At 71.6% G+C, this 23,550-nt stretch carries 21 protein-coding genes; 19 read left to right on the top strand and 2 right to left on the bottom strand.

Annotated elements, in window-relative coordinates; genetic code table 11:
* Nucleotides 1-4 precede the first annotated feature (4 nt).
* The 18 genes from ribD to ACX9TP_RS30810 all read left to right on the top strand — a co-directional run bounded on the left by ribD (nt 5) and on the right by ACX9TP_RS30810 (nt 16,536).
* Nucleotides 5-1,168 (top strand): bifunctional diaminohydroxyphosphoribosylaminopyrimidine deaminase/5-amino-6-(5-phosphoribosylamino)uracil reductase RibD, encoded by a 1,164-nt coding sequence (gene ribD, locus ACX9TP_RS30895; RefSeq protein ID WP_482974221.1) that lies wholly within the window; start codon nt 5-7, stop codon nt 1,166-1,168.
* Nucleotides 1,169-1,208: 40 nt separating this feature from the next.
* Nucleotides 1,209-1,871: a riboflavin synthase gene (locus ACX9TP_RS30890; protein ID WP_482974220.1), complete on the top strand. Its 663-nt coding sequence runs from the start codon at nt 1,209-1,211 to the stop codon at nt 1,869-1,871.
* A 39-nt stretch (nt 1,872-1,910) separates the two neighbouring features.
* Nucleotides 1,911-2,414: a 6,7-dimethyl-8-ribityllumazine synthase gene (gene ribH, locus ACX9TP_RS30885; protein WP_482974219.1), complete on the top strand. Its 504-nt coding sequence runs from the start codon at nt 1,911-1,913 to the stop codon at nt 2,412-2,414.
* Nucleotides 2,415-2,417: 3 nt separating this feature from the next.
* Complete coding sequence (nusB, locus tag ACX9TP_RS30880; protein ID WP_164001355.1) at nt 2,418-2,837, top strand: transcription antitermination factor NusB; 420 nt, start codon at nt 2,418-2,420, stop codon at nt 2,835-2,837.
* A 25-nt stretch (nt 2,838-2,862) separates the two neighbouring features.
* A complete protein-coding gene (locus ACX9TP_RS30875; RefSeq protein WP_482974218.1) occupies nt 2,863-3,354 on the top strand; it encodes a M17 family peptidase N-terminal domain-containing protein in 492 nt (163 codons plus the stop codon).
* A gap of 55 nt (nt 3,355-3,409) precedes the next feature.
* On the top strand, nt 3,410-3,784 hold the full coding sequence (locus ACX9TP_RS30870; RefSeq protein WP_164001359.1) for a response regulator: 375 nt from the start codon (nt 3,410-3,412) through the stop codon (nt 3,782-3,784).
* Nucleotides 3,781-6,162, top strand: coding sequence for a chemotaxis protein CheA (locus ACX9TP_RS30865; protein ID WP_482974217.1), 2,382 nt, complete (start codon nt 3,781-3,783; stop codon nt 6,160-6,162). The genes ACX9TP_RS30870 and ACX9TP_RS30865 overlap by 4 nt, the downstream gene beginning before the upstream one ends.
* Nucleotides 6,163-6,205: 43 nt before the next feature.
* On the top strand, nt 6,206-6,772 hold the full coding sequence (locus ACX9TP_RS30860; RefSeq protein ID WP_482974216.1) for a chemotaxis protein CheW: 567 nt from the start codon (nt 6,206-6,208) through the stop codon (nt 6,770-6,772).
* Nucleotides 6,769-7,293 (top strand): chemotaxis protein CheW, encoded by a 525-nt coding sequence (locus ACX9TP_RS30855; RefSeq protein ID WP_482974215.1) that lies wholly within the window; start codon nt 6,769-6,771, stop codon nt 7,291-7,293. Before ACX9TP_RS30860 ends, ACX9TP_RS30855 begins: the two co-directional genes overlap by 4 nt.
* Entirely contained in the window at nt 7,290-7,691 is a 402-nt protein-coding gene (locus tag ACX9TP_RS30850) for a hypothetical protein (RefSeq protein ID WP_482974214.1), read from the top strand. The genes ACX9TP_RS30855 and ACX9TP_RS30850 overlap by 4 nt, the downstream gene beginning before the upstream one ends.
* Nucleotides 7,688-9,664 (top strand): HEAT repeat domain-containing protein, encoded by a 1,977-nt coding sequence (locus ACX9TP_RS30845; RefSeq protein ID WP_482974213.1) that lies wholly within the window; start codon nt 7,688-7,690, stop codon nt 9,662-9,664. Before ACX9TP_RS30850 ends, ACX9TP_RS30845 begins: the two co-directional genes overlap by 4 nt.
* A 12-nt stretch (nt 9,665-9,676) precedes the next feature.
* A complete protein-coding gene (locus tag ACX9TP_RS30840; RefSeq protein WP_482974212.1) occupies nt 9,677-10,558 on the top strand; it encodes a CheR family methyltransferase in 882 nt (293 codons plus the stop codon).
* On the top strand, nt 10,555-11,592 hold the full coding sequence (gene cheB / locus ACX9TP_RS30835) for a chemotaxis-specific protein-glutamate methyltransferase CheB (protein ID WP_482974211.1): 1,038 nt from the start codon (nt 10,555-10,557) through the stop codon (nt 11,590-11,592). The genes ACX9TP_RS30840 and cheB overlap by 4 nt, the downstream gene beginning before the upstream one ends.
* Before the next feature lie 196 nt (nt 11,593-11,788).
* Nucleotides 11,789-12,169: a response regulator gene (locus tag ACX9TP_RS30830; RefSeq protein WP_482974210.1), complete on the top strand. Its 381-nt coding sequence runs from the start codon at nt 11,789-11,791 to the stop codon at nt 12,167-12,169.
* 14 nt (nt 12,170-12,183) lie between these two features.
* Nucleotides 12,184-12,945, top strand: coding sequence for an ABC transporter ATP-binding protein (locus ACX9TP_RS30825; protein ID WP_482974209.1), 762 nt, complete (start codon nt 12,184-12,186; stop codon nt 12,943-12,945).
* A complete protein-coding gene (locus ACX9TP_RS30820) occupies nt 12,942-14,669 on the top strand; it encodes a putative ABC exporter domain-containing protein (RefSeq protein WP_482974208.1) in 1,728 nt (575 codons plus the stop codon). Before ACX9TP_RS30825 ends, ACX9TP_RS30820 begins: the two co-directional genes overlap by 4 nt.
* Before the next feature lie 94 nt (nt 14,670-14,763).
* Nucleotides 14,764-15,651, top strand: coding sequence for an NAD(P)-dependent oxidoreductase (locus ACX9TP_RS30815; protein ID WP_482974207.1), 888 nt, complete (start codon nt 14,764-14,766; stop codon nt 15,649-15,651).
* Between the two features lie 108 nt (nt 15,652-15,759).
* A complete protein-coding gene (locus ACX9TP_RS30810) occupies nt 15,760-16,536 on the top strand; it encodes an HpcH/HpaI aldolase family protein (protein ID WP_482974206.1) in 777 nt (258 codons plus the stop codon).
* A gap of 12 nt (nt 16,537-16,548) precedes the next feature.
* On the opposite strand, the gene ACX9TP_RS30805 is transcribed toward ACX9TP_RS30810, so the two are convergent.
* Together ACX9TP_RS30805 and ACX9TP_RS30800 are read right to left on the bottom strand one after the other, a co-directional pair.
* Nucleotides 16,549-17,955, bottom strand: coding sequence for a RagB/SusD family nutrient uptake outer membrane protein (locus ACX9TP_RS30805; protein ID WP_482974205.1), 1,407 nt, complete (start codon nt 17,953-17,955; stop codon nt 16,549-16,551).
* Nucleotides 17,956-17,965: 10 nt separating this feature from the next.
* Entirely contained in the window at nt 17,966-20,833 is a 2,868-nt protein-coding gene (locus ACX9TP_RS30800) for a SusC/RagA family TonB-linked outer membrane protein (RefSeq protein WP_482982247.1), read from the bottom strand.
* 529 nt (nt 20,834-21,362) lie between these two features.
* Between ACX9TP_RS30800 and ACX9TP_RS30795 the strand changes: the two genes are divergently transcribed.
* On the top strand, nt 21,363-23,465 hold the full coding sequence (locus tag ACX9TP_RS30795; protein ID WP_482974204.1) for a neutral/alkaline ceramidase: 2,103 nt from the start codon (nt 21,363-21,365) through the stop codon (nt 23,463-23,465).
* Nucleotides 23,466-23,550 lie beyond the last annotated feature (85 nt).

Here is a 23,550-nt window from a genome sequence, read left to right as displayed (position 1 = left end):
ACACATGCGGCTGCTGACGCGGTCACGGATGGATGCAACGAGGGCGCCCCGGGCGAAGCGGGCGGCGGACTTCGACCGCGCGGTGGCCGAGTTCTTCATGCGCATCGCGCTGGAGGAGGCGGCCAAGGGCCTGGGCCGCACGAGCCCGAACCCCGTGGTGGGCGCGGTGCTGGTGAAGGGTGGGCGCATCATCGCCCGCGGCTACCACAAGAAGGCGGGCACGGCGCACGCGGAGGTGGTGGCGCTGGAGGCGGCGGGCGCGAAGGCGAAGGGCGCGGACCTCTACACCACGCTGGAGCCGTGCGACCACTACGGGCGCACGCCGCCGTGCAGCCTGGCGATTCTGGAGGCCGGGGTGCGCCGGGTCATCTGCGCGTCCGCGGACCCGAACCCGAAGGTGAGCGGCAAGGGCGTGGCCCGGCTGCGGCGCGGTGGGGTGAAGGTGCTCACCGGCGTGCTGCAGGAAGAGGCGGACACGCTGAACCGGCCCTTCTTCAAGGCGATTCGCTCCGGCCTGCCGTGGGTGACGCTGAAGGCGGCGGTGACGCTGGACGGGAAGCTGGCCACGGCGACGGGCGACTCGCGCTGGGTGACGGGCGAGCCGGCGCGTGCGTGGGTGCACCGGCTGCGGGACTCGGTGGACGTCATCCTCGTGGGCGCGAACACGGTCCGGAAGGACGACCCGAAGCTGACGACGCGGCTGCCGGGTGGCGGAGGAAAGGACCCGCTGCGCGTGGTGGTGGACAGCCACCTGCGCCTGTCGCCGGGCTACACCGTCTTCACGCAGCGCAGCCCCGCGCGCACGGTGATTGCGACGCTGGAGGACCCGGAGGGCCGCAAGGCACGGCGCTTCCTCGCCCAGGGCGTGGAGGTGTGGCAGGTGCGCCAGAAGGCGGGCCGGGTGGACCTGAAGGCGCTCTTGAAGCGCATTGCCAAGAGCGGCCTCAACCACGTGCTGGTGGAGGGTGGGGCGGAGATGTACGGCTCCTTCCTGCGTGAGCACCTGGCGGACTCGCTGGCGCTGTTCCTCGCGCCGAAGCTGATTGGCTCCCCCGGGCTGTCGTGGGCGGGCGATCTGGGCGTGAAGGAGATGGCCCAGGCCGTGTCCGTGAGCGACCTCACCTTCGAGCGCCACGGGGACGACGTGTTGCTCCAGGCGCTGCTGTAGGACGCGGGCAACCCGTCCCGGCGCCGGTTATAAGGCGCCCATGTTCACCGGACTCATCCAGGACCTGGGCAGGGTGGAGCGCGTCATCCCCGGCGGAATGACGGACCTCTGGATTCGCACCGCTCTTGGCGCCGAGAAGTTCGACCTGGGCGAGTCCATCGCCGTCGACGGCGCGTGCCTCACCGTGGTGGAGCGCAGCGGAGACACCTTCAAGGTGCAGGCCGCGCCGGAGACGCTCCGCCGCACCACCCTGGGCGCCGTGCGGCCGGGCGACCGGGTGAACCTGGAGCGGGCCCTCGCGCTGGGCGACCGACTGGGCGGCCACCTGGTCTCCGGCCACGTGGACGCCGTCAGCGAAGTCCTGGAGACCTTCCCCGAGGGTGGCTCCTGGGTGATGCGCTTCCGGCTGCCGGAGGAGCTGGCCCCGTACTTCATCGAGAAGGGCTCGGTGGCCATCGACGGCATCAGCCTCACCGTGAACACCGTGGACGCGGACCGCTTCAGCGTGCAGCTCATCCCCGAGACGCAGGAGCGCACCACCCTGCGGGCCAAGGCGGTGGGCGCCCGGGTGAACCTGGAGGCGGACCAGATTGGCAAGTACGTGGCCCGGCTCTTCGCCCTCCAGCGGGGGCAGGGGGCACCCGGGGGCGGCGGCGGGCTGACGGCGGCGGCCGTCCGGGCGGCGGGCTTCGGGACGCCGTAGCCCGCGACGCCGGGGCGCGGGTGGTGTAGGAAGCGCCGCATGCCTCGCTATTTCGACGGTGACTTCCTTCCCCCCAAGGGGCGCTTCGCCATCTGCGTGGCCCGCTTCAACGGCTTCATCACCGAGGAGCTGGCCAAGGGCGCCGTGGACACCCTGGTGCGCCATGGCGTCGCGGACGCGGACATCGACGTGTACCGCTGCCCCGGCACCTATGAGCTGCCCGGCCTCGTGCGCCGCGTGACGGAGACCCGCCAGTACGCGGGCGTGATTACGCTGGGCGCCGTCATCCGCGGCGGCACCCCCCACTTCGACTACGTGGCCGGCGAGTGCGCCAAGGGCATCGGTCAGGTGGCCTTCAGTGCGGCGGCGGGCACTCCGGCCACGGCCGTCACCTTCGGCGTGCTGACGTGCGATACCGTGGAGCAGGCCATCGACCGGGCGGGCGTGAAGGCGGGCAACAAGGGCGCCGAGGCCACGCTGGCCTGCATCGAGATGGTCAACCTGTACGCGAAGCTGGCGGCGACGGAAGGAAGGAAGGGCTAATCCATGGGCGCGCGGAGAACCGGACGCGAGCGGGCGCTGCAGGCGCTCTACCAGCTGGAGATGGCCCCCGCGACGGTGGCCGAGGCCCTGGAGTCCGCGTGGACGGCCTCCGAGGAGGCCAAGCGCGACCCCGACGCGGTGAAGTTCGCCCGCGAGCTGGTGGAGGGCGTGCAGGGCCACCGCGAGGAAATCGACCAGCTGATTGAGCGGCACAGCCACAACTGGCGGCTGGACCGCATGTCCCGCATCGACCGGAACGTGCTGCGCCTGGGCATCTTCGAGCTGAAGTACCGCCCGGACATCCCCCGCAAGGTGACCATCAACGAGGCGGTGGAGCTGGGGAAGAACTTCGGCACCGAGGAGTCCAGCGCCTTCGTCAACGGCCTGCTGGACCGCGTGGCCGTGGCGCTCAACAAGCCCTGACCCGCGAACCCCCGAGGCCCGCCCCGTGAGCCAGACGACGACGCACGACATCGGTTTGGACGGCCTGGACGCGCTCGGCGGGGTGGACGCCCTCTGCCTTTTCGTGGCCGAGGATGACCGGCCCCTGCCGACCTCCGCCGGCTACGTGGACTGGCGCCTGTGCGGCGCCCTGTCGCGGGTGCTGAAGAATGGCTTCTTCACCGGGGCCAAGGACGACTGGCTCCTCCTGCCGTCCGACGGGAAGCTGCCCGTGCCGCGCATCTTCGTGGTGGGGCTGGGCTCCCGGGAGAAGCTGGACGCGGGCGCGCTGACCGAGGCTTTGGCCGGCGCGGGCCGGGTGCTGAGCCGGGCGAAGGTGGAGGCGGTGGCCCTGGAGGTGCCCTTCGGGGGCAGGGCCGAGGACGCCGCGAGGGCGGAGGCCTACCAGAAGGGCTTCCTCCCGGCGTTCAAGGGTGGACGGGTGGCGCTCCTCGTGGACAAGGGGCTCGTCCGGCTCCTACCAGCCCGCAAGGGGTGACGCTCAGCGGCCGGGCAGGCGTTCTGTTAGCATGTACCGCCCGGGGCGAGCGCACATGCGTGTCAAGGTGTTGATTGTCGAGGACTCCAAGGCGTCGCGCGAGTACATCGCCGCGATGGTGGAGGCCGTGGAGGGCATCGAGGCCATCGTCACCTCGAGCGGCTTCGAAGCGCTGAAGCTGCTGCCCCGCCACCGGTTCGAGCTCATCATCACCGACATCAACATGCCCGACATCAACGGGCTGGAGCTCATCAACTTCGTCAAGAAGAACCCCAACTACCGGGACGTGCCCCTGTTCATCATCACCACCGAGGGGCGCGAGCAGGACCGAGACCGCGGCATGGCGCTGGGCGCGACGGAGTACCTCGTCAAACCCTTCCTGCCCGGGAGCCTGGAAGAGCTCCTGCGGCGCTACCTGAAGCTGCCGTGAATCCCGGCTCCAAGGCCCTGGCCGAGTTCGTGGCCGAGGCGACCGAAATCCTCGACGCGCTGGGCAAGGATTTGCTCGTGCTCGACGAGCGGCGCGGGCAGGAGGCGGATCCGGAGCTGGTCAACGGCATCTTCCGCGCGGCGCACTCGCTCAAGGGGCTGTCCGGGCTGTTCGGCCAGGAGCGCATCTCCCGCCTGGCGCACGGGACGGAGGACCTGCTCGACAGGCTCCGCCTGGGCCGGCTGCACTTGGACGACACGGCGCTGGATGCGTTGATTGAAGCGCTGGACGCCTTCCAGGCCCTGCTGGCCGAGGCGGCGCGGGGCGCGGAGTCCGAGCCGCTCACCCGGCGCGTGGAGGACATGACGGCGCGGCTGGCCGGGCTGGGCTCGCCGCCGGTGTCCGTGGACGAGGACCCGCTGGACCGGCTGGAGCTGGACCCGCAGGTGCGCTCCGTCTTCACCGAGTACGAGGAGCACCGCCTCCGCGAGAATGTGCGGCGCGGCGTGTCGCTGTGGCGCGTGCGCGCCGCGTTCGACCTGTCCGACTTCGACAAGGGGCTGGCGGACCTCAACGCGCGCCTCAAGCCGCTGGGCGAGGTCATCAGCACGCTGCCGTCCGCGCGGCCCGGTGGGACGCACGGCATCGCCTTCGACCTCATCTTCGGCGCGCAGGCGTCCGGTGAGGACCTGGAGGCCGGGCTGAAGGGCACGCCCGCGGAGCTGTCCCCGCTGGTGGTGCGCCCCGCGGCCACCCACGCCGCCGCCCAGGCCCTGGCCCGCGCCGTGGAGCCGCCCGCGTCCACGCGCGCCACGCTGTCCCGGGTGGATGCGCCCGCGAAGAAGGGTGGGAAGAAGAAGGGCGCCCGGGCGGGCACCCCGTCCAAGGGCGCCCGGCAACCCCAGCTGCCTTCGGCGCCGAACGCGGATGGCGCCGATTCCCCGGACCCGGATGACGCGCTGACGCCGCCCGGGCCCCAGCCGGGCCCGGGTGACGCGCTGGTGCCGGTGTCCCGCTCCGGGCTTCAGTCTCCGGCGGGCGCGCCCGGCGCGTCGGTGGCGTACCTGCAAGGGGCCGGCACGGCGCAGCGCGTCCGGGCCGTGGTGACGGAGTCGTCCGGCGCGGGCACGGCTTCACCCGCGCGTCCCGAGGGGGACACCTCGCTGCGCTCGCTGACGCAGACGGTGCGCGTGGACATCGGCCGGCTGGACGGGCTCATCAACATGGTGGGCGAGCTGCTGCTCATCAAGGCCAACCTCCAGCGGCTGGCGGAGTCCGCGCGGCAGGACGGGGCGGTGGCGCTGTCCAAGCTGTTCGGACAGGAGCTGGCGCGCGAGACGCGCGGCCTGGAGCGCAAGCTGGAGGCGCTCCAGGAGGGCCTGCTGGAAGCGCGCATGGTCCCCGTGGGCCAGGTCTTCGACAAGCTGGCCCGGCTGGTGCGCCGCATCACCCGCGAGGCGGGGAAGGAAATCGAGTTCGTCATCGGCGGCGGCGAGGTGGAGCTGGACAAGCTCATCGTCGAGGAGCTGAGCGACCCGCTGATGCACCTCATCCGCAACGCCATCGACCACGGGGTGGAGTCTCCCGAGGCGCGGCTGGCCGCTGGCAAGTCCCGGCGCGCGGTGGTGGCGCTGCGCGCCGAGCAGAAGGGCAACCACGTCGTCATCGAGGTGAGCGACGACGGGGCCGGCATCGACGAGCTGCGCGTGCGCGAGGTGGCGCTCACCCGGGGCCTCATCACCTTCTCCCAGGCGGCGGAGATGGGCCGGCGCGAGCTGCTCAACCTCATCTTCCTGCCCGGCTTCTCCACCGCGCGCAGCGTGTCCGAGCTGTCCGGCCGTGGCGTGGGCCTGGACGTGGTGAAGAACAACCTGGGCAACCTGTCCGGCATCATCGACGTGTGGAGCGAGCGCGGGAAGGGCACCGCCTTCCACCTCACGCTGCCCGTCACCCTGGCCATCATCCGCGCGCTGGTGGTGGGGGTGAGTGGCCGCACCTACGCGGTGCCGCTCAACAGCGTGCTGGAAATCCTCTCCGTGCAGCCCAGGGACATCCGCACCGTGGAGCGGCGCGAGGTGCTGGATTTGCGCGGGCAGACGCTGCCCTTCGTGCGGCTGGCGCGGATGTTCGCCCTGCCGGAGCGGCCGGTGAATCGCTACTTCGTGGTGGTGGTGGGGCTGGCGCAGGAGCGGCTGGGCATCGCCGTGGACGAGCTGCACGGCCAGCAGGACATCGTCACCAAGCCCCTGGGGGGCCGGCTGCAGTCCGTCCGGGGCATCTCCGGCGCCACGGACCTGGGCAACCGGCGCACGGTGCTGGTGCTGGACGTGGCGGCGCTGCTGGAGGAGGGCCTGGCCGTGGAGCGCCGTCGGGCCTGACTCGCGCTGCGGACGGGGCGGCCGGCTGCTATCCTTGGCGGCCGTGTCCCGGTTCGCTGAGCTACTCGACGACTTCTTCTACCGTCCGGACGAGGACGTCGCCGGACTGCACGACTTCGCCGCCGGCAGCGACGGCACGCAATCCTCCATCCCGGAGGAGGTGCCGGAGGAGTACCTCGCGTTCCGCCTGGAGGGCGAGTGCTACGCGGTGCCCATCCGCGTCGTGCGGGAAATCTCCAAGGTGCCTCCGCTGACGGAGATTCCCCGCGCGGAGCCGCAGTTGCTCGGTGTGATGAACCTGCGGGGTGAATTGCTCCCCGCCTACGACATCAAGGTGCGGCTGCGGCTGGCGGAGCGCGCGCCCGTCGTCGCGGGCCCCGAGGCGCCCCCGCCGCCCCGCGACGCGCGCATCCTGGTGCTGCGCACCGAGTCCGGCCCGGCCGGGGTGTGGGTGGACGGAGTCTCCGGCGTGGTGCGGCTCAAGCCCTCCATGCTGGAGGCGGCGCCGCCGGGGCTGCGCTCGGGGGACAGGGACTGCGTGGTGGGGATTGGCCGGCGGGGGGCCACGCTCTACATCCTCCTCGACCCGGAACAGGCGCTCGCCTCATGAAGGACCCGGTCAACCTCCTGGCGCGCCGGCCGCGCGCGGTGCTGGACGCTCCCGCCCAGGAGGCGGACGCGCTGGTGCAGCTGTGCGCCTTCTTCGTGGGCAACGAGGAGTACGTGCTGGACATCATGCGCGTGGAGGAAATCCTCCCGCCCCAGCGCGTCACGCCCATCCCCCATGCGCCGTCCTTCGTGGAGGGCGTGCTGCACCTGCGGGGCATCATCCTGCCGGTGGTGGACCTGCGGCGGCGCCTGCTGGGACAGCCGACGCCGGAGACGCCGAAGGCGCGGCTGCTGGTGTGCCGGCTGGGGACGCGGCGCGTGGCGGTGCGGGTGGACCGGGTGGCGGAGGTGCTGCGCGTGCGCAGGGGTGACATCAAGCCCGCGCCCGCGCTGGTGGTGGCGGGGCGCTCGCCCTTCGTGGTGGGCGTGTGCGGGCCGCCGGAGCGGCTCCGGCTGCTGCTCGACTTGAAGGCATTGCTGCGCGCCGAGCTGGAGCGCGAGTCCTCACGGAGGCCCGAATGAGCCTGCACGACGGAGCACGCATGGAGCTGCAGTCGCTCGAAGGGCACCGCCGCATCCTCGGCATCGCCTTCATCGCGATGAACGCGCTCACGCTCCTGGTGGCGCTGGGGTTTGGTGCCTTCGGCCTGGCCCTGGGCCAGCTGGGGATGCCGGACGCACGGGCGGAGGAGCGGGTCCTGGTGACGGCCATCCTCGTGGGCGTCACCGGCTGCTTCCTGCTGCTGGCGCTCCCGGGCCTCCTCACCGGCATCGGCCTGCTGAAGCGCCGGCCCTGGTCTCGGACGCTGGCGCTGGTGCTGGGCGCCCTCGCCCTCCCCAACGTCCCGCTGGGGACGGCCCTGGGCATCTACACCATCTGGTTCTACACGCAGCCGGGGTCCGACCGGGTCTTCGAATGAACCCCCTGCCCGAGTTCCCCGCGGAGGAGGCCCGCTACCGCGCGCTCCAGGAGCTGGACCCGCGGACGGCGGGGGCCCTGGAGGTGCTCGTCATCGGTCTGCACGACGAGAGCTGGCGCGTGCGCCACGTGGCGGCCGAGGCCCTCAAGCGGCTGCCCTCGTCGCGCGAGGTGGCCGAGCGCCTCATCCGCGTGCTGGGCGAGCGCGGGGAGACGGGCGCGCGCAACGCGGCGGCGGAGGCGCTGGCGGGCCTGGGCGGCGCGGCGCTGGGGCCGTTGGTGGTGCTGCTGGCGCACCCGGACCCCGACCAGCGCAAGTTCGCGGCGGACATCCTCGGGCAGCTCGGCCAGCGCACCGCGGAGCTGCCGCTGGTGCAGGCGATGGAGGACCCGGACCTCAACGTGCGGGTGGCCGTGTCGGAGGCGCTGGGGCGGGTGGGCGGTGAGCACTCGGCGCGCGCGCTGGAGGGGCTGCTGACGGACGCGGAGCCGCTGTTGCGGCTGTCCGCGCTGGAGGGGCTCGCGCTCCTGCGCCGCCCGCCGCCCTTGCCGGTGGTGCTGTCGCTGCTGGAGGACCCGAGGCTGCAGCGCAGCGCCTTCCGCGTGCTGGGGCTGGTGCCGCAGGTGGTGGCCACCGAGCGCATCTGCCAGGGGCTGGCGTCGGCGGTGCGCTCGGTGCGCGAGGCGGCGCTGGGCGCGCTGGGCACGCAGGTGGCGCTGGCGGAGCCGGTGCGGCGCGGCGAAATCGAGGCGGTGGTGCGCGTGGCGCTGCGGCGCCTGCCGGACGCGGCGGAGCGGCTGGCCCAGGCGCTGGAGGCCGAGGACGTGACGGTGCGCTCGGGCGCGCTGGTGTCCGCGGCGGCGCTGGGCGAGGCGTCCCTGGCGCTGCCGGTGGCGGAGGCCGCGCGGGAGGACCGGCTGCTGCGCGAGGTGCTCAACACGCTGGGCCGGCTGGGGCCGGAGGGCGGGCGCGCGCTCTTGGCCCACATGGCGGACCTGTCCTCGCCGGCCCGGGCGGCCGCCGCCGAGGCGCTGGTGGACCTGGTGGATGCCGGCTCGGTGACGGCGCTGTGCGCGCTGCTGGAGTGGGCGGAGGACGACCTGCGCGCGGTGGTGGTGCGGGCGCTGGGGCGCACGCGCTCGCCGGAAGCCGTGCCTCCGCTGGTGGACCTGCTGGTGGACCCGTCCCTCGCGGGCGCGGCGACGCGGGCGCTGGGCGTGCTGGCGGGCAGCAACCGGGCGGCGGTGCTGGCGGCGCTGGAAGAGGCGGTGACGCGGCGGGCGACGTCGGCGGCGGTGGCGGCGCTGGCCCGGGTGGGAGGCGCGCCCGCGCTGCCCGCGCTGCGGCAGCTGGCCCGGGACGCGGAGCCCACCTGGCGCGCGGCGGCGGTGGAGGCCGCGGGCGAGGTGGATGGCGCGGTGGGACGGGAGCTGGCGCGCGCCGCGCTGGCGGACGAGGCGGTGCAGGTGCGCGCCGCCGGCGTGCGGGCCATGGGCCGGCTGGGAGGCCCGGAGGCGGGAGCGCTGCTCAAGCCCGCGCTGCATGACGAGGACGCCGCCGTGCGCTTGACGGCGGTGGAGGCGGTGGGCGAGAGCGGGGCGGTGGAGCGGGCCGGAGACCTGGAAGCGCTGGTGCGACACGCGGATGGCGCGCTGGCGGTGGCGGCGGTGCGCGCGCTGGCGCGGCTGGGCGTGGCGGGGCCGGCGGTGCTGCGCGAGGCGGCGGGCCACCCGGACGCGGAGGTGGTGAAGGCGGCGCTGTCCGCGGGAGCGGTGAGCAAGGAAGGGGTGGCACTGGCGTTGTCGCTCCTGGGGCACCCGCGCTGGGACGTGCGCGCGGCGGCGGCCCGGGTGCTGGGAGATTCGGGCGGGCCGGAGTGTCTGGCCGCCGCCCGTGGAGCGCTGGAGGCGGAAGCGGACGCCCTGGCGCGGCAGACCCTCTCCGACGCGGTGGAGCGCCTGTCCCGGCGCTGAGGGGGAAACCGCGTGGCTCGCTTCGACGACGGACGCCCGGAGATGACGGCGGAGGAGTTCCGGCTCCTCAGGGACCACGTGTACTCGCACTGCGGCATCCTGGTGCACGAGGACATGAAGTTCGTGATGGAGCGCCGGCTGTGGCCCCGGCTGGAGGCGCTGGGGCTGCCCGACTTCGGCGCCTACCACCGCTACCTGCGCTACGACGCCCAGCGGCACGCGGAGCTGGAGGCGGCCGTCGAGTCGCTCACCACGCACGAGACGTACTTCTTCCGTGAGCCCTCGCAGCTCAAGGCCTTCTGCGAGGAATTGCTGCCGCTCCTGGAGAAGCGCAATGGCCGCACGCGGCGGCTGCGGCTGTGGTCGGCGGGGTGCTCGTCCGGAGAGGAGGCCTACACGCTGGCCATGCTCCTCAAGGACAGCCGCCGCTTCGACGACTGGGACGTGGAGGTGTATGGCACGGACATCTCCCGCCGCGTCCTGACGATGGCGCGGCGCGCGGAGTACGGGCCGTCCGCGCTGCGCGCCACGTCCGCGGACCTGCTGGAGCGCCACTTCCAGCCCGCGGGCAACAACCGCGTGCGCGTGCGCGACGAGGTGCGCTCCTGGGTGTCCTTCGGCCACCACAACCTGCTGGACGAGACGGGCAGCCAGCTGGTGCCGCGCATGGACGTCGTCTTCTGCCGCAACGTGATGATCTACTTCGACCAGGCCGCGCGCCGCCGGGTGCTGCGCATCGTCCGGGACAGGCTGGTGCCCGGGGGCTACCTGCTGCTGGGCCACTCGGAGAACCTCTTGAACCTGGGCGCCGACTTCGAGCTGGTGCACCTGCGCGGAGACCTGGTGTACCGCCGGCCGGAGCTGCCGGGCCTGACGGGAGGCGAGGGCCGATGAGCGCACAGGACTCCATCTCCGTGCTCGTCATCGACGACTCGGCGCACAACCGCCACACCCTCACCACGCTGCTGGAGTCCGCCTCCGACGTGCGCGTGCTGGACCGCGCGGCGGACGGCGAGGAGGGGCTGAAGAAGGTATTGGAGCTGAAGCCGGACGTGGTGACGTTGGATTTGGAGATGCCGAAGCTGGGGGGCTACACCTTCCTCCGGCTGCTGATGCGCACGGTGCCCACGCCCGTCATCGTCATCTCCAGCTACTCGCACAAGTCGGACGTGTTCAAGGCGCTGGAGCTGGGGGCCTTCGACTTCATCGCCAAGCCGCCGCGAAGCACGCGCGAGGCGCTGGACGGGCTGCGCAACGAGCTGCTCGACAAGGTGCGGGCGGCGCGGCACGTGCGGCCCGGACAGCGCCACGCGGCGCCGGGCGCGCGGGCCATGGCGGTGGCGGGCGAGCTGCCGCTGGTGGTGGCCGTGGGCGCGTCCACGGGCGGGCCTCCGGCGGTGCAGCGGCTGCTGGAGGGGCTGGCCTCGGAGCCGACGCCGTGCGTGCTGGTGAGCCAGCACATGCCCTCGCAATTCACCCGGGCCTTCGCCGAGCGGTTGGACCGCATCGGTCCCTTCACGGTGACGGAGGCGTGTGACGGCGACGTGGTGCAGCCGGGGCACGTGTACATCGCCCCGGGCGGGCGGCACATGGTGGTGGCCGAGCGTGGCACGAAGCTGGAGCTGCACACGCCGCCGCCCACGCCGCTGGACAAGTACGCGCCGAGCGTGGACCGCCTCTTCACCAGCGTGGCGCAGGTGCTGGGCTCGCGCGCGCTGGCGGTGGTGCTGACGGGCATGGGCGCGGACGGCGCGGAGGGCGCGCGCGAGGTGGCCCGCGTGGGCGGCGAGGTCTGGGCCGAGTCCGAGGAGACGGCGGTGGTGTTCGGCATGCCGGGCGAGGCCATCGCCACCGGGGCGGTGAAGCGGGTGCTGCGGCTGGGGGAGATGGGCCCCGCGCTGGCGGCCCTGGCCAAGCGCAAGCGGTAGCGGCCCGCCGCTTTTTCAACGGAGTGGCGAAAGTCCCGGGACTCGGAGTGTCTCCCGGAAGTCTGGAATCGGAGCGGGGAGTGTCGGCCGGAAGGCCGGACCTGGCCGCGGAGCCAGGACTGGTGGACAGGGCTCCCCGCGGGGCTGGTGCTTCCGCACCGTGGCCGAATGGCCCGGGTGCTAGTCTATCCAGGTCATGACGCAGCAGATCCGAGCGCTGGTGGTGGACGACTCGCAGGCGATGCGGCGCAGCATCATGTACGCCCTGCAGCGCATCAGCGGCATGGTCTGCACGGAGGCGCATGACGGCGCGGACGGGCTGAAGAAGCTGACGCAGGGCCAGTTCGACGTGGTGCTGACGGACATCAACATGCCGCTGATGGACGGGCTCAAGCTCATCAGCCACATCCGCCAGGCGACGGACCACCGGCACGTGCCCATCGTCGTCATCACCACGGAGAGCGCGGCGGCGGACCGCGACCGGGCGATGAAGCTGGGCGCCAGCGCGTACCTGGTGAAACCCGTGCAGGCGAAGGTGGTGATGGATACCGTTCGGGACGTGCTGAAGCTGGACTGAGGGCCGCCCCGCGCATGGATGCAGTTCTGGAAGTGGACGGGCTGGAGAAGGTCTACGGCGACGTGAAGGCCGTGAGAGGGCTCTCCTTCGCGGTGGCTCCCGGCGAGGTGCTCGGCCTGGTGGGCCCCAACGGCGCGGGGAAGACGTCCACGCTGCGGTGCCTGGCGGGAATCCTTCCTCCCAGCTCGGGCCGTGTCCTGGTGGCGGGGCACGAGCTGCGACAGCAGCCGGTGGAGGCGAAGCGCGCCCTGGCCTTCCTCCCGGACGAGCCGCGCTTCTTCGAGTACCTCACGGTGTGGGAACACCTGAACTTCACCGCGCGGCTCTACGGGGTGGAGGACTGGGAGGCGCGGGGCCGCGCGCTGCTGGAGGAGATGGAGCTGTCCGGCAAGGAGAAGTCGCTGCCGGGCGAGCTGTCGCGAGGCATGAAGCAGAAGCTGTCCATCGCCTGCGGCTTCCTGCACTCGCCGAAGCTCATCCTGCTGGACGAGCCGCTCACGGGCCTGGACCCCATCGGCATCCGGCGGATGAAGGCCTCGCTGCGGCGCCGCGCGGAGGAGGGCGCGGCGCTGGTGCTGTCCTCGCACCTGCTGCCGCTGGTGGAGGAGCTGTGCCACCGCCTGCTGGTGATTGCCGGCGGCCGGGTGGTGGCGCTGGGCACGCTGCCGGAGATTCGCGCGCGGCTCAGCGGCCCGGAGGCGGAGGGCGCGTCACTGGAGGAGCTCTTCATCCGCATCACCAGCGCGGCGGCGGAGCCCGGGACGCCCTCGCCGTGAGCTTCCCGCGCGCGGTGCTGTTCCTCTGGAGCGCGTCGCTGCGCAACCGCGTGTGGCGGCAGCTCGCGCGGCTGCGGCGGCCGCGCTACCTGCTCGGCGCGGTGGTGGGGCTGGTGTACCTGTACTCCGTGCTCACCCGGGGCCTGGGCGTCCGGGGGCTGGGGGGCATGCCCGGGAGCGCGCGGGTGTTCGCGGAGCTGTCGCTGGTGGGCTCGGCGCTGGGGACGGTGTTCGCCGCGTGGGTGCTGGGGAGGGATCAGCCGTCGCTGACCTTCTCGGAGACGGAGGTGGTGCAGCTGTTCCCCGCGCCCGTCTCGCGGCGCGCGCTGCTGCACTACAAGCTGGTGCGCGGCCTGCTGGGGGCGACGGTGGGCGCGCTGTTCGCCACGGTGTTCATCGGCCGCGTGGTGAGCGGCACGCCGGTGCTCTTCTTCCTGGGCGCCAGCCTGGCGCTGGGGACGCTGTACCTGCACACGACGGCGGCGTCCTTCACGCGCACGCGGCTGGCGGCCCGGGGCGGCTGGGGCCTGGCGGTGCGCTGGGGCGGGGTGACGCTGGCGCTGGTGGTCGTGGCGGTGGCGGTGCTCGGGGCCCTGCGCGAGCACCCCTTCCCGCAAGAGGTCTCCTCGTCGCGGGAGCTGCGCACGTGGCTGCAGGTGCTGGTGGCGTCGCCGGGCCTGGACGCGGTGCTGTGGCCGGGGCGACTGCTGGTGGGGCCCTCGCTGGCGGGGGACGTGGACGGCTTCCTCCGCGCGCTGCCTCCGGTGCTGGCGCTGGCCGTGGCGCACTATGGCTGGGTGATGCTGGTGGAGGTGCCCTTCGAGGAGACGGCGGTGGTGCGGGCGGAGTCCCGCGCCCGGGAGCGGGCGCTGCGCGCGTCGGGGCAGCGGGCGCGGACGGGCACCTTCACCCTGCGCAAGCCGCCCTTCCGGCTGGCGGCGCGTGGCCGGCCGGAGGTGGCGCTCGTCTGGAAGAACCTCGTGGCCCGCAAGCGCATGGCGGGTGGGGTGGTGAGCTTCGTGCTCTTCATCGTGCTCGGCGGCGCCATTGCCGCGATGATGGGGGATGCGCGCCTCTTCACGGACACGCGCGAGGTGGTGGGGCCCCTGGCGATGACGCTGGCGGTGATGCTGACGGTGGTGGGCCCGAGCGCCTTCCGCATGGACCTGCGGATGGACCTGCCGAAGCTGGACTTGCTGCGGACGCTGCCGCTGACGGGACGGCAGGTGGTGGGCGCGGAGCTGCTGGCGTCCGCGCTGTCGCTGGGCGGCCTCCAGCTCGCGCTGCTGGCGGTGGCGCTGCTGATGGGGCCGGGGAGGGAGGCCTCGCTGCTGAGCGACTGGTGGTGGCCGGTGTCGCTGTCGCTGGTGGTGATACTGCCTTCCCTGGCGCTGGCGGGCCTCTTCGTGCAGAACGCGGCGGTGGTGCTGTTCCCCGCGTGGGTGCCGGCGGATGCGGGCACGCGGGTGCGCGGCCTGGAGGCCATGGGCCAGCGGCTCTTGACGCTGCTGGGCACGCTGGTGGTGACGCTGGCGGGGCTGGTGCCGGCGACGCTGGCGGCGCTGCTGGTGGGGCTGCCGCTGTACTCCGCGCTGGGGCCGTGGGCCGTCCCCCCGGCGGCCCTGGCCGCGGCGGGCGTGCTGGTGGGAGAGGTGTGGCTGGGCGTGGTGGCCCTGGGCCGTGCCTTCGAGCGCCTGGACGTGTCCGAGGATAGACCGGAGTAGGGCGCCCGCCGTCGGCTCCTGGACGCTCGCGTGTTTTCCGTCGGCGTCCCCCGCGCGCGCGGATTATCCGAGCGCGACCGGGGAGGACGCACGCATGAAGGTTGGATTCATCGGACTGGGCAACATGGGCCTGCCCATGGCGAAGAACCTGCTCGCGGCCGGGCACGAGCTGTCGGTGTGGAACCGCACGCCGGACAAGGCCGCGCCACTGCGCGAGAAGGGCGCGCGCGTGGCCGGCACTCCCGCCGAGGCCGCGCGCGGCGCGGACGTGGTCTTCAGCATGCTCGCGGACGACCGCGCCGTGCAGGACGCCGTCCTGGGGAAGGACGGCGTGCACGCGGGGCTGGGGAAGGGCGCCGTCCACGTCTCCTCGAGCACCATCTCCGTGGCCCTCTCCGAGCGGCTGACGGAGGCCCACGCGAGCGCGGGGCAGGGCTACGTGGCCGCGCCGGTGTTCGGCCGCCCCGAGGCCGCGGACGCGAAGCAGCTCTGGGTCGTCACCGCCGGGCCGCGGGCGGACGTGGAGCGCTGCCGGCCGCTGCTGGAGGCCGTGGGGCGCGGCCTCACCGTGCTGGGCGAGAAGGCCGCCTCCGCCAACGTGGTGAAGCTGTCGGGCAACTTCCTCATCGCGTCCATGATGGAGGCGCTCGGCGAGGCCTTCGCCCTCACGCGCAAGTCCGGCCTCGAGCCGAAGGTGTTCCTGGAGGTCTTCCAGTCCGTCTTCGCGCGCTCGCCCATCTTCGAGCGCTACGCGCAGCTCATCGCCGAGGAGAAGTACTCCCCCGCGGGCTTCCCGATGAAGCTGGGCCTCAAGGACGTGGGGCTGGTGCTGGACGCCGGCCGCGCCGCCGAGGTGCCCATGCCCCTGGCGAGCCTCCTGCGAGACCAATACCTCGGCGGCGTCGCCCAGGGGCACGGCGACCTGGACTGGTCCGCGCTGGGCGCGCTCGTGGCGGAGCGCTCGGGCTTGAAGAAGCGCTGAGCCAGGCGACCTCTGTAGGCCCGAGGACGTCCCCGCGAGCGAGACAGGCGCGGATGTATTGCGCGCCCGAGCGCCCGTTGTGTTCTCCTGTGTCAGGGGAGGGGACCGATGCTGACGGAGAACCGGCTCAGGAAGTCCATCCACGGCGGGACGCTGGCGCTGGGTCTGGTGAGCGTGCTGCCACTGCCGTCGCTGGTGGAGATGGTGGGGTACGCGGGCTACGACTTCGTCATCCTCGACCAGGAGCGCGCCCCCGTGGGCCCGGAGCTGCTGGAGCACCTGCTCCGGGCCGCGGAGTGTGGCGGCGTCACCCCGCTGGTCCGCGTGCCCGCGCCCGCGCCGGACGTCATCCACCGTGCGCTGGACGCGGGGGCGCTGGGGGTGGTGGCGCGCGTGCGCAGCCGGGAGGAGGCGGAGGCCGTCGTGAGGGCCACGCGCTTCCACCCCAAGGGGGACCGGAGCCTCGGTGACGGGAGGCCCACGGGCTTCGGGCGGCTGCGGCTGCCGGAGTACGTGACGCGCGCCAACCGCCAGTTGCTGGTGGTGGCGAGCATCGACGACCGCGCGGCGGTGGAGGCGCTCGACTCCATCGTCACCGTCGAGGGCCTCGACCTGGTGATGGAGGGCGCCGTGGCCCTGTCGCAGTCGTACGGGGTGCCGGGGAAGGTGGAGCACCCGGACGTGCAGGCGGCCATCCAGCGCGTGGCCGAGGTCTGCCGTCGCAACGGGGTGTCCTACTGCGCCACGCCCCGCCTCCCGGGAGAGGCGGAGCGGTGGCAGCGCGACGGGGTCGCCGCGCTGCTTTTGGGCGACGACCGGAGCCTGGCGTTCCGCTCGCTCCAGGCGCACTTGGAGAACATGCGCCTGGAGCTCACCAAGCAGTAGCTCCGGGGACTGCTAGCGGGCGTCCGTCTCCGCGGCGGGGATGGGGAAGCGCTCGTGCGGCGCGAAGCTGGGGTCCAGCTCGCGGGGGAGCGTGTCCAGCTTGTTGTAGCGACGCAGGTCGATCCACCGGTGGCCACCCTCGAACAGGAGCGAGTACCGCTTCTGCTTCAGGAGCTCGTCCAGGGCGTTGGCCGTGGTGAGGTCCGTGCGGGGGGGGAGCCGGCCGGAGCGGGTGCGGATGTAGTTGATGTCATCCGCCGCCGGGCCGATGTTGCCCAGGCCGAGGTTGGCCTCCGCGCGCAGGAGGATGAGCTCCTCGTTGCGGATGATGGGCACCGGCGAGTCCGCGTTGGGGTACAGCGTGAAGGCCAGGTCCGTGGACAGCTTGCCGTCCGCCGCGGTGACGGCCTTGTCCAGCTTCTTCGTCTTGCGCGACACGCGGTCATCCACCGTGGTGCCGTTCGCCTGGTTCTCCGCGTCCGTCACGATGGACGGGTGCGCGAAGATGGTCGTGCTGAGCAGGTTGTTGTCCAGGTCACCCGAGTTCGTGCTGAACACGTGGTAGACGCCACGGTTCAGCGAGGTGAGGGCGGCGCCCTTCGCGCCGTCGTCCGCGGGGATGCTGGAGTCGATGAACGACTGGCTCAGCGCCGTCAGCGCCTCGTCGTAGCGGCCCCGGTACACGGAGACGCGTGCCTTCAGCGCGCGGTTGAACTTCAGGAACGCGTCCGCGGTGGTGAAGTCGTCCGTCGCGGTGGTCGGGTCACCCTCGAACCCGGTGCTCAGGCGGAACGGGAAGGCCACGTCGCCCGCGGCCGTCAGGTGCGTCGCGGCCTGGTCGAGCAGCCCGGAGATGTGCTCGAACACCTCCTCCTTGCTCTTGAGGTCGGCCAGCTCCGTCAGGGGCTTGTCCACGTCGATGGCGGCGCCATTCGTGTCACGCGTGTTGATGACGACCAGGAAGTCCATGGCCTGGAACGTCTTCGCGTAGCCGCGGATGGCCTCCTTCTCGGCGTCCGACACGCTCGTCGACGGCAGCTTCTCGATTGCCGCCAGCAGCGTGTTGGCGTTGCGGATGTTGGCGTACGGGTTCGTCCAGAAGTTGCCGCCGAACGCCGGGCCACCCGGGTCCAGCGCGGGGCCGAGCAGCTCCTCCACCGGGCGGGGCTCCGCCGGGTCGAAGATGAACGCCTCGCGGCCGATGACGCCCAGCTCGGCCACGTAGCCGTTCTGGGCCGCCAGGCCGACGCGGTTCCCGATGATGAGACCGGTCGCCGCAGTCAGGACGCGCGACTTCGTCGGGTTGTCCCGGAAGTCATCCAGGCTGACGTTGTCCAGGTCTTCGACGTCCAGGCTGCCGCAACCGCCCAGGCCCAGCGCGGCGCACAGCATCACCACTGCACTCTTCGTCCGATACATGTTCATGGCCTTAGAACCCGACGTCGAGCGACGTCCAGAAGCTGCGGCTGGGGGGGAACGGGGCGACGTCGATATTGCGAGCGATGGCCTGGTTGCCGAAGTTGCTCACCTCGGGGTCCAGACCCGAGTAGCTCGTGAAGGTCAGGAGGTTGCGGCCGCTCAGGCTGAGCCGCGCGTTCTGCACCTTCGGAATCGCGGACACCCACTTCTTGGGCAGGCTGTAGGTGAGCGTCACCTCGCGCAGCTTCACGAAGGTGGCGTCCTCCACGTACGTGCCCGCGTTGTTGCGGCGGTCCGTCAGGCGCTGGCGGCCGCCCGTCTCGAAGTCCTCGGACGTGCCCGCGGCGTCATAGAGGAACCGGGTCAGGTTGATGATGTCGCTGCCCTGCTGCCAGTGGAACAGGAAGGACAGGGTGAAGTCCTGGTACTTGAGGCTGTTGGAGAAGCCCATGATGAAGTCCGGCTCGGTGTCGCCGATCTTCTGCACCTTCAGGTTGCCGTCCGCGTCCCGGACGTTGCCGACAATCTGCGTCGCCGACGCGCCCTGCTCGATGCGGAAGGCACCCAGGCCCGTGCCGAAGCCGCCCGTGAGGAACGCGGGCACCGGCAGGTCCGTCACCATGCTGCGGTTGAGCGCGAACGTCGCCGAGCTCGTCCACTCGAGGGCGCCGCGCAGCGGCGTCACCTGCACCATGGCCTCCACGCCGCGGTTGCGCAGCGAGCCGCCGTTGAAGATCTGCGTGGTGAAGCCGGTGGAGGGAGGCAGGGTGCGCTGCAGGATGAGGTCGCTGATGGTCCGCTGGTAGAACGTCAGCTCCGTCACCAGGTCGCCGCCGAAGAAGAGCGCGTCGATACCCGCCTCGATTTCGCGCTGCCGCTCGGGCTTGATGGTCGGGTCGCCGGCGATGCCGGAGCCCAGGAGGCCCGGGTTGCCCTGGATGTTGTTGATGGTCGGCAGGCTGTTGAACTTCATGCCGTACCGGGGCTGGTTGCCCGTCTCGCCGTAGGCCAGGCGCACCTTGAACTCGTTCACGCTGGGGTGGAACGAGGGGATGCGGTAGGCGGTCGCCAGCTTCGGGTAGAAGTACAGCGCGTTCTCGTTGCCGTTGGCGCTGCTCTGCTCGCCGCGGATGGCGCCCACGAGGGTGAGCCGCTCATCCAACAGGAGCATCTCCTCCTGCACGTAGTAGCCGCGGTCGCGGATGAGCTGGCGGTCCTGCCGCACGCCCACCACGGTGCCGGAATCCACGTTCGGCTGGCCGGCGTTCAGGTTCTCGCTGATGACGTACACCGAGTTGACGCTGCGCTCCTCGAGCTGCACACCACCGGAGGTGGTGGAGACGAGGAACTTCGACGCGGGCCGGTACGTGTGCACCAGGTTGAGGCCGCCGTTCAGGTTGCGCACCTGGCTGGTGCCGAACAGCGACGTGCCCGGGAAGGTGTCATCCACCGGCTCGAAGTTGAGCTCGGGCGGGAAGACGACCTGGTTCTCCTGCTGGAAGCGGTCCACGCCGGCGTTGGCGAGGATGCGCAGGTGGTTCTCCTCCGACTTCAGCAGGTGGATGGTGGCATCACCCGCGCCGATGAAGCGCCACACGTCCTCGTCGTTCTTCACGAGCGCGGCCGTCTGCAGCGGGTTGGCCCCGTTCCCCAGGAAGGGGTTGGTCGGGAACACGCCGGCCGAGTCCGCCTGGAGGTTCAGGAACTCCGGCGCGTACGGCATCGTCATGTAGTACGTGATGGTCTGGTTGTCGTTGTTCGTCAGGCCGCGCTGCCCCAGCGTGTGGAGCAGGTTGGTGGAGACGTTCAACTCGACGGCCTCGCCGAGCGTCTGACCCAGGTTGAGCCGGAACGACTGCTTCTCGTAGCCGGTGTTGGCGATGATGCCCTCGTCGTTCTTCACCATCGCCGAGGCGAAGTACTTCAAGGTGCCCGCCGCGCCGCTGATGCTGGCCAGCGTCTCCGAGGACAGGTCCCGGCGGCCCGCGAGCGCCGACTCCTGGTCATACGTGCGGCCGGGCACGTAGTACTGGGCCGCGTCCTCACCGAAGGTCTCGATGACCTCGTCCACCGTCTCGAAGCGGCGGGTGCCCAGCTTGTTGGACAGCGAGTAGAAGCCGAGGCGCTGGGTGATGTCGACCTTCGGCGCACCCTCGCGGCCGCGCTTGGTGTTGATGATGACCACGCCGTTGGCGGCCTTGGAGCCGTAGATGGCGGCGGCGGACGCGCCCTTGAGGACCTCGATGCTCTCGATGTCGTTGGGGTTGATGTCCGCGATGCGGTTGACCTGGTTGTCCTGCGTGGGCGACGGGTTGGAGCCCGTCACCGAGTCCGTCACGGTGTAGATACCGGACGCAATCGCCACGTCGCTGACGAGCACGCCGTCGATGACGTACAGCGGCTGCGTGGAGCCGTTGATGGTGGACACGCCGCGCAGGCGCATCTGGATGCCGCCGCCGGGGGCGCCGGAGTTGCTCTGGATGTTGGCGCCGGCCACCTTGCCCTGGAGGGCCTGGTCCACCGTCTGCGCGGGAGCGCGGTTGAGGTCCTCGGCGTTCACCGAGGCCACGGAGTTGGCCAGGTTCTTACGCGCCACCTCGGAGGCGCGGCCGACGACGACCATCTCCTCGGAGAAGACGTTGTCGAGCTGCACCGTGAGCTCGCGCTGGTTGGCGCCGACCCTCACCTCGCGCTCGCCGTAGTCCTGGGAGGAGAAGAGCAGCGTCACCGGACCCTGCGGCACGTTGGGCAGGGTGAAGGTGCCGTCCAGCTCCGTCTCCACGCCCTGGGTGGTGCCCTTGATGATGACGCGCACCAGGGGCAGCCCTTCGTCCGTCAGGCGGTCCGCCACGCGGCCCTTGATGGTGCGGCCCGCCACCACCTCCACCGCTGCCGGCTGCGACACGGGAGCGGGTGACGCCGGACTGGCAGCCGCCGGCGCTGGAGTCGCGGGCGCCTGCGCCGCGGGCGCCTGGGGTTCGGGAGCCGGCGCCGCACTGTTCGCGTCCTGCGCCAGGGTTTCCAACGAAAAGAGTGCAATTACGCACCCCGGAATCAACGCCCTTCTCAGCGTCATTCGGTCCTCACGTCTCTGCGTTTGAACGGCCCCCCCTGAAGGATGCCGTGGACTTGAATCGTCCCCGGCTGAACGCTTCCGAGTCAACGACATATCGGGATTTCAGGCACTTGCTTGGAGATGCAGAGAGGCAGGAATTCTCCGTCCCGGTGATACACGCGCCGTTTTGAAACACAGGGCAGTGAGGAAACACCCATCCGGTAGGGCATTCGTTGGGGGCCCCATCAAGTCCAGGCGCGGTGTCCTCGGGCGGTCCTTCCCCAGCGCCTGGCTGGCAACACGCACGGGGAGTCCGGCGAGAATCCCGGCTTTCGGAGGAGGAGCGTTGCGCATGCAAGCCTGTCTCGCCCGTCCGTCGTGTCTCTGGGTCCTCGCGCTGGTGCTGGGCGCATGTGGTGCCGAAGTCGCGGAGCCGGCCGCGAAGCCGGCCTCGGAGACGGGGCGCGCTCCGCCTCCCGTGGCGTCCGTGGTGCAGCCCGCGCTCACCGGCCCGTGCGCGGGCAACACGTCCTTCCAGGTGGGCGCGGGCATCTACGACATCACCGGCCCCGCGGCGGAGCTGGGGATGATGGGCTACGCGATGCTGGAGCAGAAGACGGCCGGCATCCACCAGCGCCTGCGCTCGCGCGCGTTCGTCATCGCCTCGCCGTGCAACGGCAAGCGCGTGGCCTTCGTGAGCGCGGACGCGGGCTTCATCGGCCAGGGCGTCAAGCAGCAGGTGGTGGAGCGGCTCAAGGCCACGTACGGAAGCACGTACTCGGACGACAACGTGGTGCTGAGCGCCACGCACACGCACAGCGGGCCGGGCGGCTTCTCGCACTACGCGCTCTACAACCTGACCATCCTCGGCTACGACAAGCAGAACTTCGACGCCATCGTCGACGGCATCTACCAGTCCATCGTCCGCGCGCACGGCAACCTCACGGCGGGCTCGGTGCGCGTGGCTTCTGGCGATCTGCTCGACACCAGCATCAACCGCTCGCCGGAGGCGTACCTGCGCAACCCCGCCACGGAGCGCGGGCAGTTCGGCTACGACACCGACAAGCGGATGACGCTGCTGCGCCTGCAGTCCAGCACGGGGCAGGAGGTGGGGCTCATCAACTGGTTCGCCGTCCACGCCACGTCCATGGGCAACGACAACCTGCTCATCAGCGGCGACAACAAGGGCTACGCGTCCTACCTCTTCGAGAAGCTCAAGGGCACGAACTACACGGCCGCGAAGACGTTCGTGGCCGCCTTCGCGCAGAGCAACGAGGGCGACGTGACGCCCAACATCTACGGCGGGACGAACGGGGGCGGTGCCAACGACTTCGAGAGCACCGAGCTGTCCGGGCGCAAGCAGTACGACCTGGCCCGCGCGCTGTATGACGGCGCGGCGCAGTCACTGACGGGCGCGGTGGACTACCGCCATGCCTACGTGAAGATGGACGAGGTCCAGGTGGCCCCCGCGTACACGGATGGCGTGGCGCGCACCACGTGCGAGGCCGCCATCGGCATCTCCATGCTGGCCGGCGCCGAGGACGGCCCGGGCTACGGCAGCGAGGGCGCCACGTGCGAGGACCTCCATGACCTCTGGAACGCCATCACCTGCGCGGCCACCACCACGCCGTGCCAGGCAGAGAAGCCCGTCGTGCTGGAGATGGGCACGATGCAGCCCTACCCGTGGACGCCGGAGGTGCTGCCGCTCCAGGTGGTGACGGTGGGCAACCTGGCGCTGGTGGCGGTGCCCTTCGAGATGACCACCATGGCGGGCCGGCGGCTGCGCAAGACGGTGCAGGCGCAGCTCGCGCCGCTGGGCGTGGACACCGTGGTGATTGCCGGCCTGTCCAACGCGTATGCGGGCTACCTCGTCACGCGCGAGGAGTACGCGAAGCAGGACTACGAGGGGGCCTCCACGCACTTCGGCCCGTGGCAGCTCGCGGCGGTGCAGCAGGAAGCGGACAGGCTGGCGGCCGCGCTGCGCAACGGCGTGTCCGTCCCCGCGGGCCCCACGCCACGGGACTTGCGCAATGAGCAGACGACGCTGCAGACCGGCGTGGTGTTCGACGACAAGCTGCTGTCGGTGAGCTTCGGCGGCGTCGTCACCAACGCGCTCGCTTCCTACACGCGGGGCGCGACGGTGAGCGTGAAGTTCTGGGGCGGCCATCCCAAGAACAACCTGCGGCGGCAGGGCAGCTTCCTCCAGGTGCAGCGCAAGTCCGGCACGTCCTGGGTGACGGTGGCCAACGACTGGGACTGGGAGACGAAGTACCGGTGGGAGCGCAACAACTGCGTGCCCACCTTCGCGTGCTCGCACGTGACGGTGGAGTGGAGGATTCCCGCGGACGCCACGCCGGGCACCTACCGCATCCGCCATGACGGTGACTGGAAGTCCGGCTGGGACGGGCTCATCCGCGCCTACACGGGCTATTCGCGCGAGTTCACCGTCAACTGACGGCGCGAGGAGGGCGGGCCTCGCCACCCGTGGCCCGCCGTCCGCTGGGTGACGGAGCAGGCGCATCCAGGGCCGGAGCCGACAC

The organism is Pyxidicoccus sp. M15, assembly GCF_056858435.1.
The sequence above is the reverse complement of the archived record's forward strand: the minus strand, read 5'-3'. Positions and strand labels throughout refer to the sequence as shown.

What these genes read in the sequence shown, in the direction of transcription:
- ACX9TP_RS30805 (WP_482974205.1), bottom strand. Translation starts at nt 17,955, where the DNA reads ATGTATCGGACGAAGAGTGCAGTGGTGATGCTGTGCGCCGCGCTGGGC.
- ACX9TP_RS30815 (WP_482974207.1), top strand. Translation starts at nt 14,764, where the DNA reads ATGAAGGTTGGATTCATCGGACTGGGCAACATGGGCCTGCCCATGGCG.
- cheB (WP_482974211.1), top strand. Translation starts at nt 10,555, where the DNA reads ATGAGCGCACAGGACTCCATCTCCGTGCTCGTCATCGACGACTCGGCG.
- ACX9TP_RS30795 (WP_482974204.1), top strand. Translation starts at nt 21,363, where the DNA reads ATGCAAGCCTGTCTCGCCCGTCCGTCGTGTCTCTGGGTCCTCGCGCTG.
- ACX9TP_RS30850 (WP_482974214.1), top strand. Translation starts at nt 7,290, where the DNA reads ATGAGCCTGCACGACGGAGCACGCATGGAGCTGCAGTCGCTCGAAGGG.
- nusB (WP_164001355.1), top strand. Translation starts at nt 2,418, where the DNA reads ATGGGCGCGCGGAGAACCGGACGCGAGCGGGCGCTGCAGGCGCTCTAC.
- ribD (WP_482974221.1), top strand. Translation starts at nt 5, where the DNA reads ATGCGGCTGCTGACGCGGTCACGGATGGATGCAACGAGGGCGCCCCGG.
- ribH (WP_482974219.1), top strand. Translation starts at nt 1,911, where the DNA reads ATGCCTCGCTATTTCGACGGTGACTTCCTTCCCCCCAAGGGGCGCTTC.
- ACX9TP_RS30870 (WP_164001359.1), top strand. Translation starts at nt 3,410, where the DNA reads ATGCGTGTCAAGGTGTTGATTGTCGAGGACTCCAAGGCGTCGCGCGAG.
- ACX9TP_RS30845 (WP_482974213.1), top strand. Translation starts at nt 7,688, where the DNA reads ATGAACCCCCTGCCCGAGTTCCCCGCGGAGGAGGCCCGCTACCGCGCG.
- ACX9TP_RS30810 (WP_482974206.1), top strand. Translation starts at nt 15,760, where the DNA reads ATGCTGACGGAGAACCGGCTCAGGAAGTCCATCCACGGCGGGACGCTG.
- ACX9TP_RS30890 (WP_482974220.1), top strand. Translation starts at nt 1,209, where the DNA reads ATGTTCACCGGACTCATCCAGGACCTGGGCAGGGTGGAGCGCGTCATC.
- ACX9TP_RS30830 (WP_482974210.1), top strand. Translation starts at nt 11,789, where the DNA reads ATGACGCAGCAGATCCGAGCGCTGGTGGTGGACGACTCGCAGGCGATG.
- ACX9TP_RS30825 (WP_482974209.1), top strand. Translation starts at nt 12,184, where the DNA reads ATGGATGCAGTTCTGGAAGTGGACGGGCTGGAGAAGGTCTACGGCGAC.
- ACX9TP_RS30855 (WP_482974215.1), top strand. Translation starts at nt 6,769, where the DNA reads ATGAAGGACCCGGTCAACCTCCTGGCGCGCCGGCCGCGCGCGGTGCTG.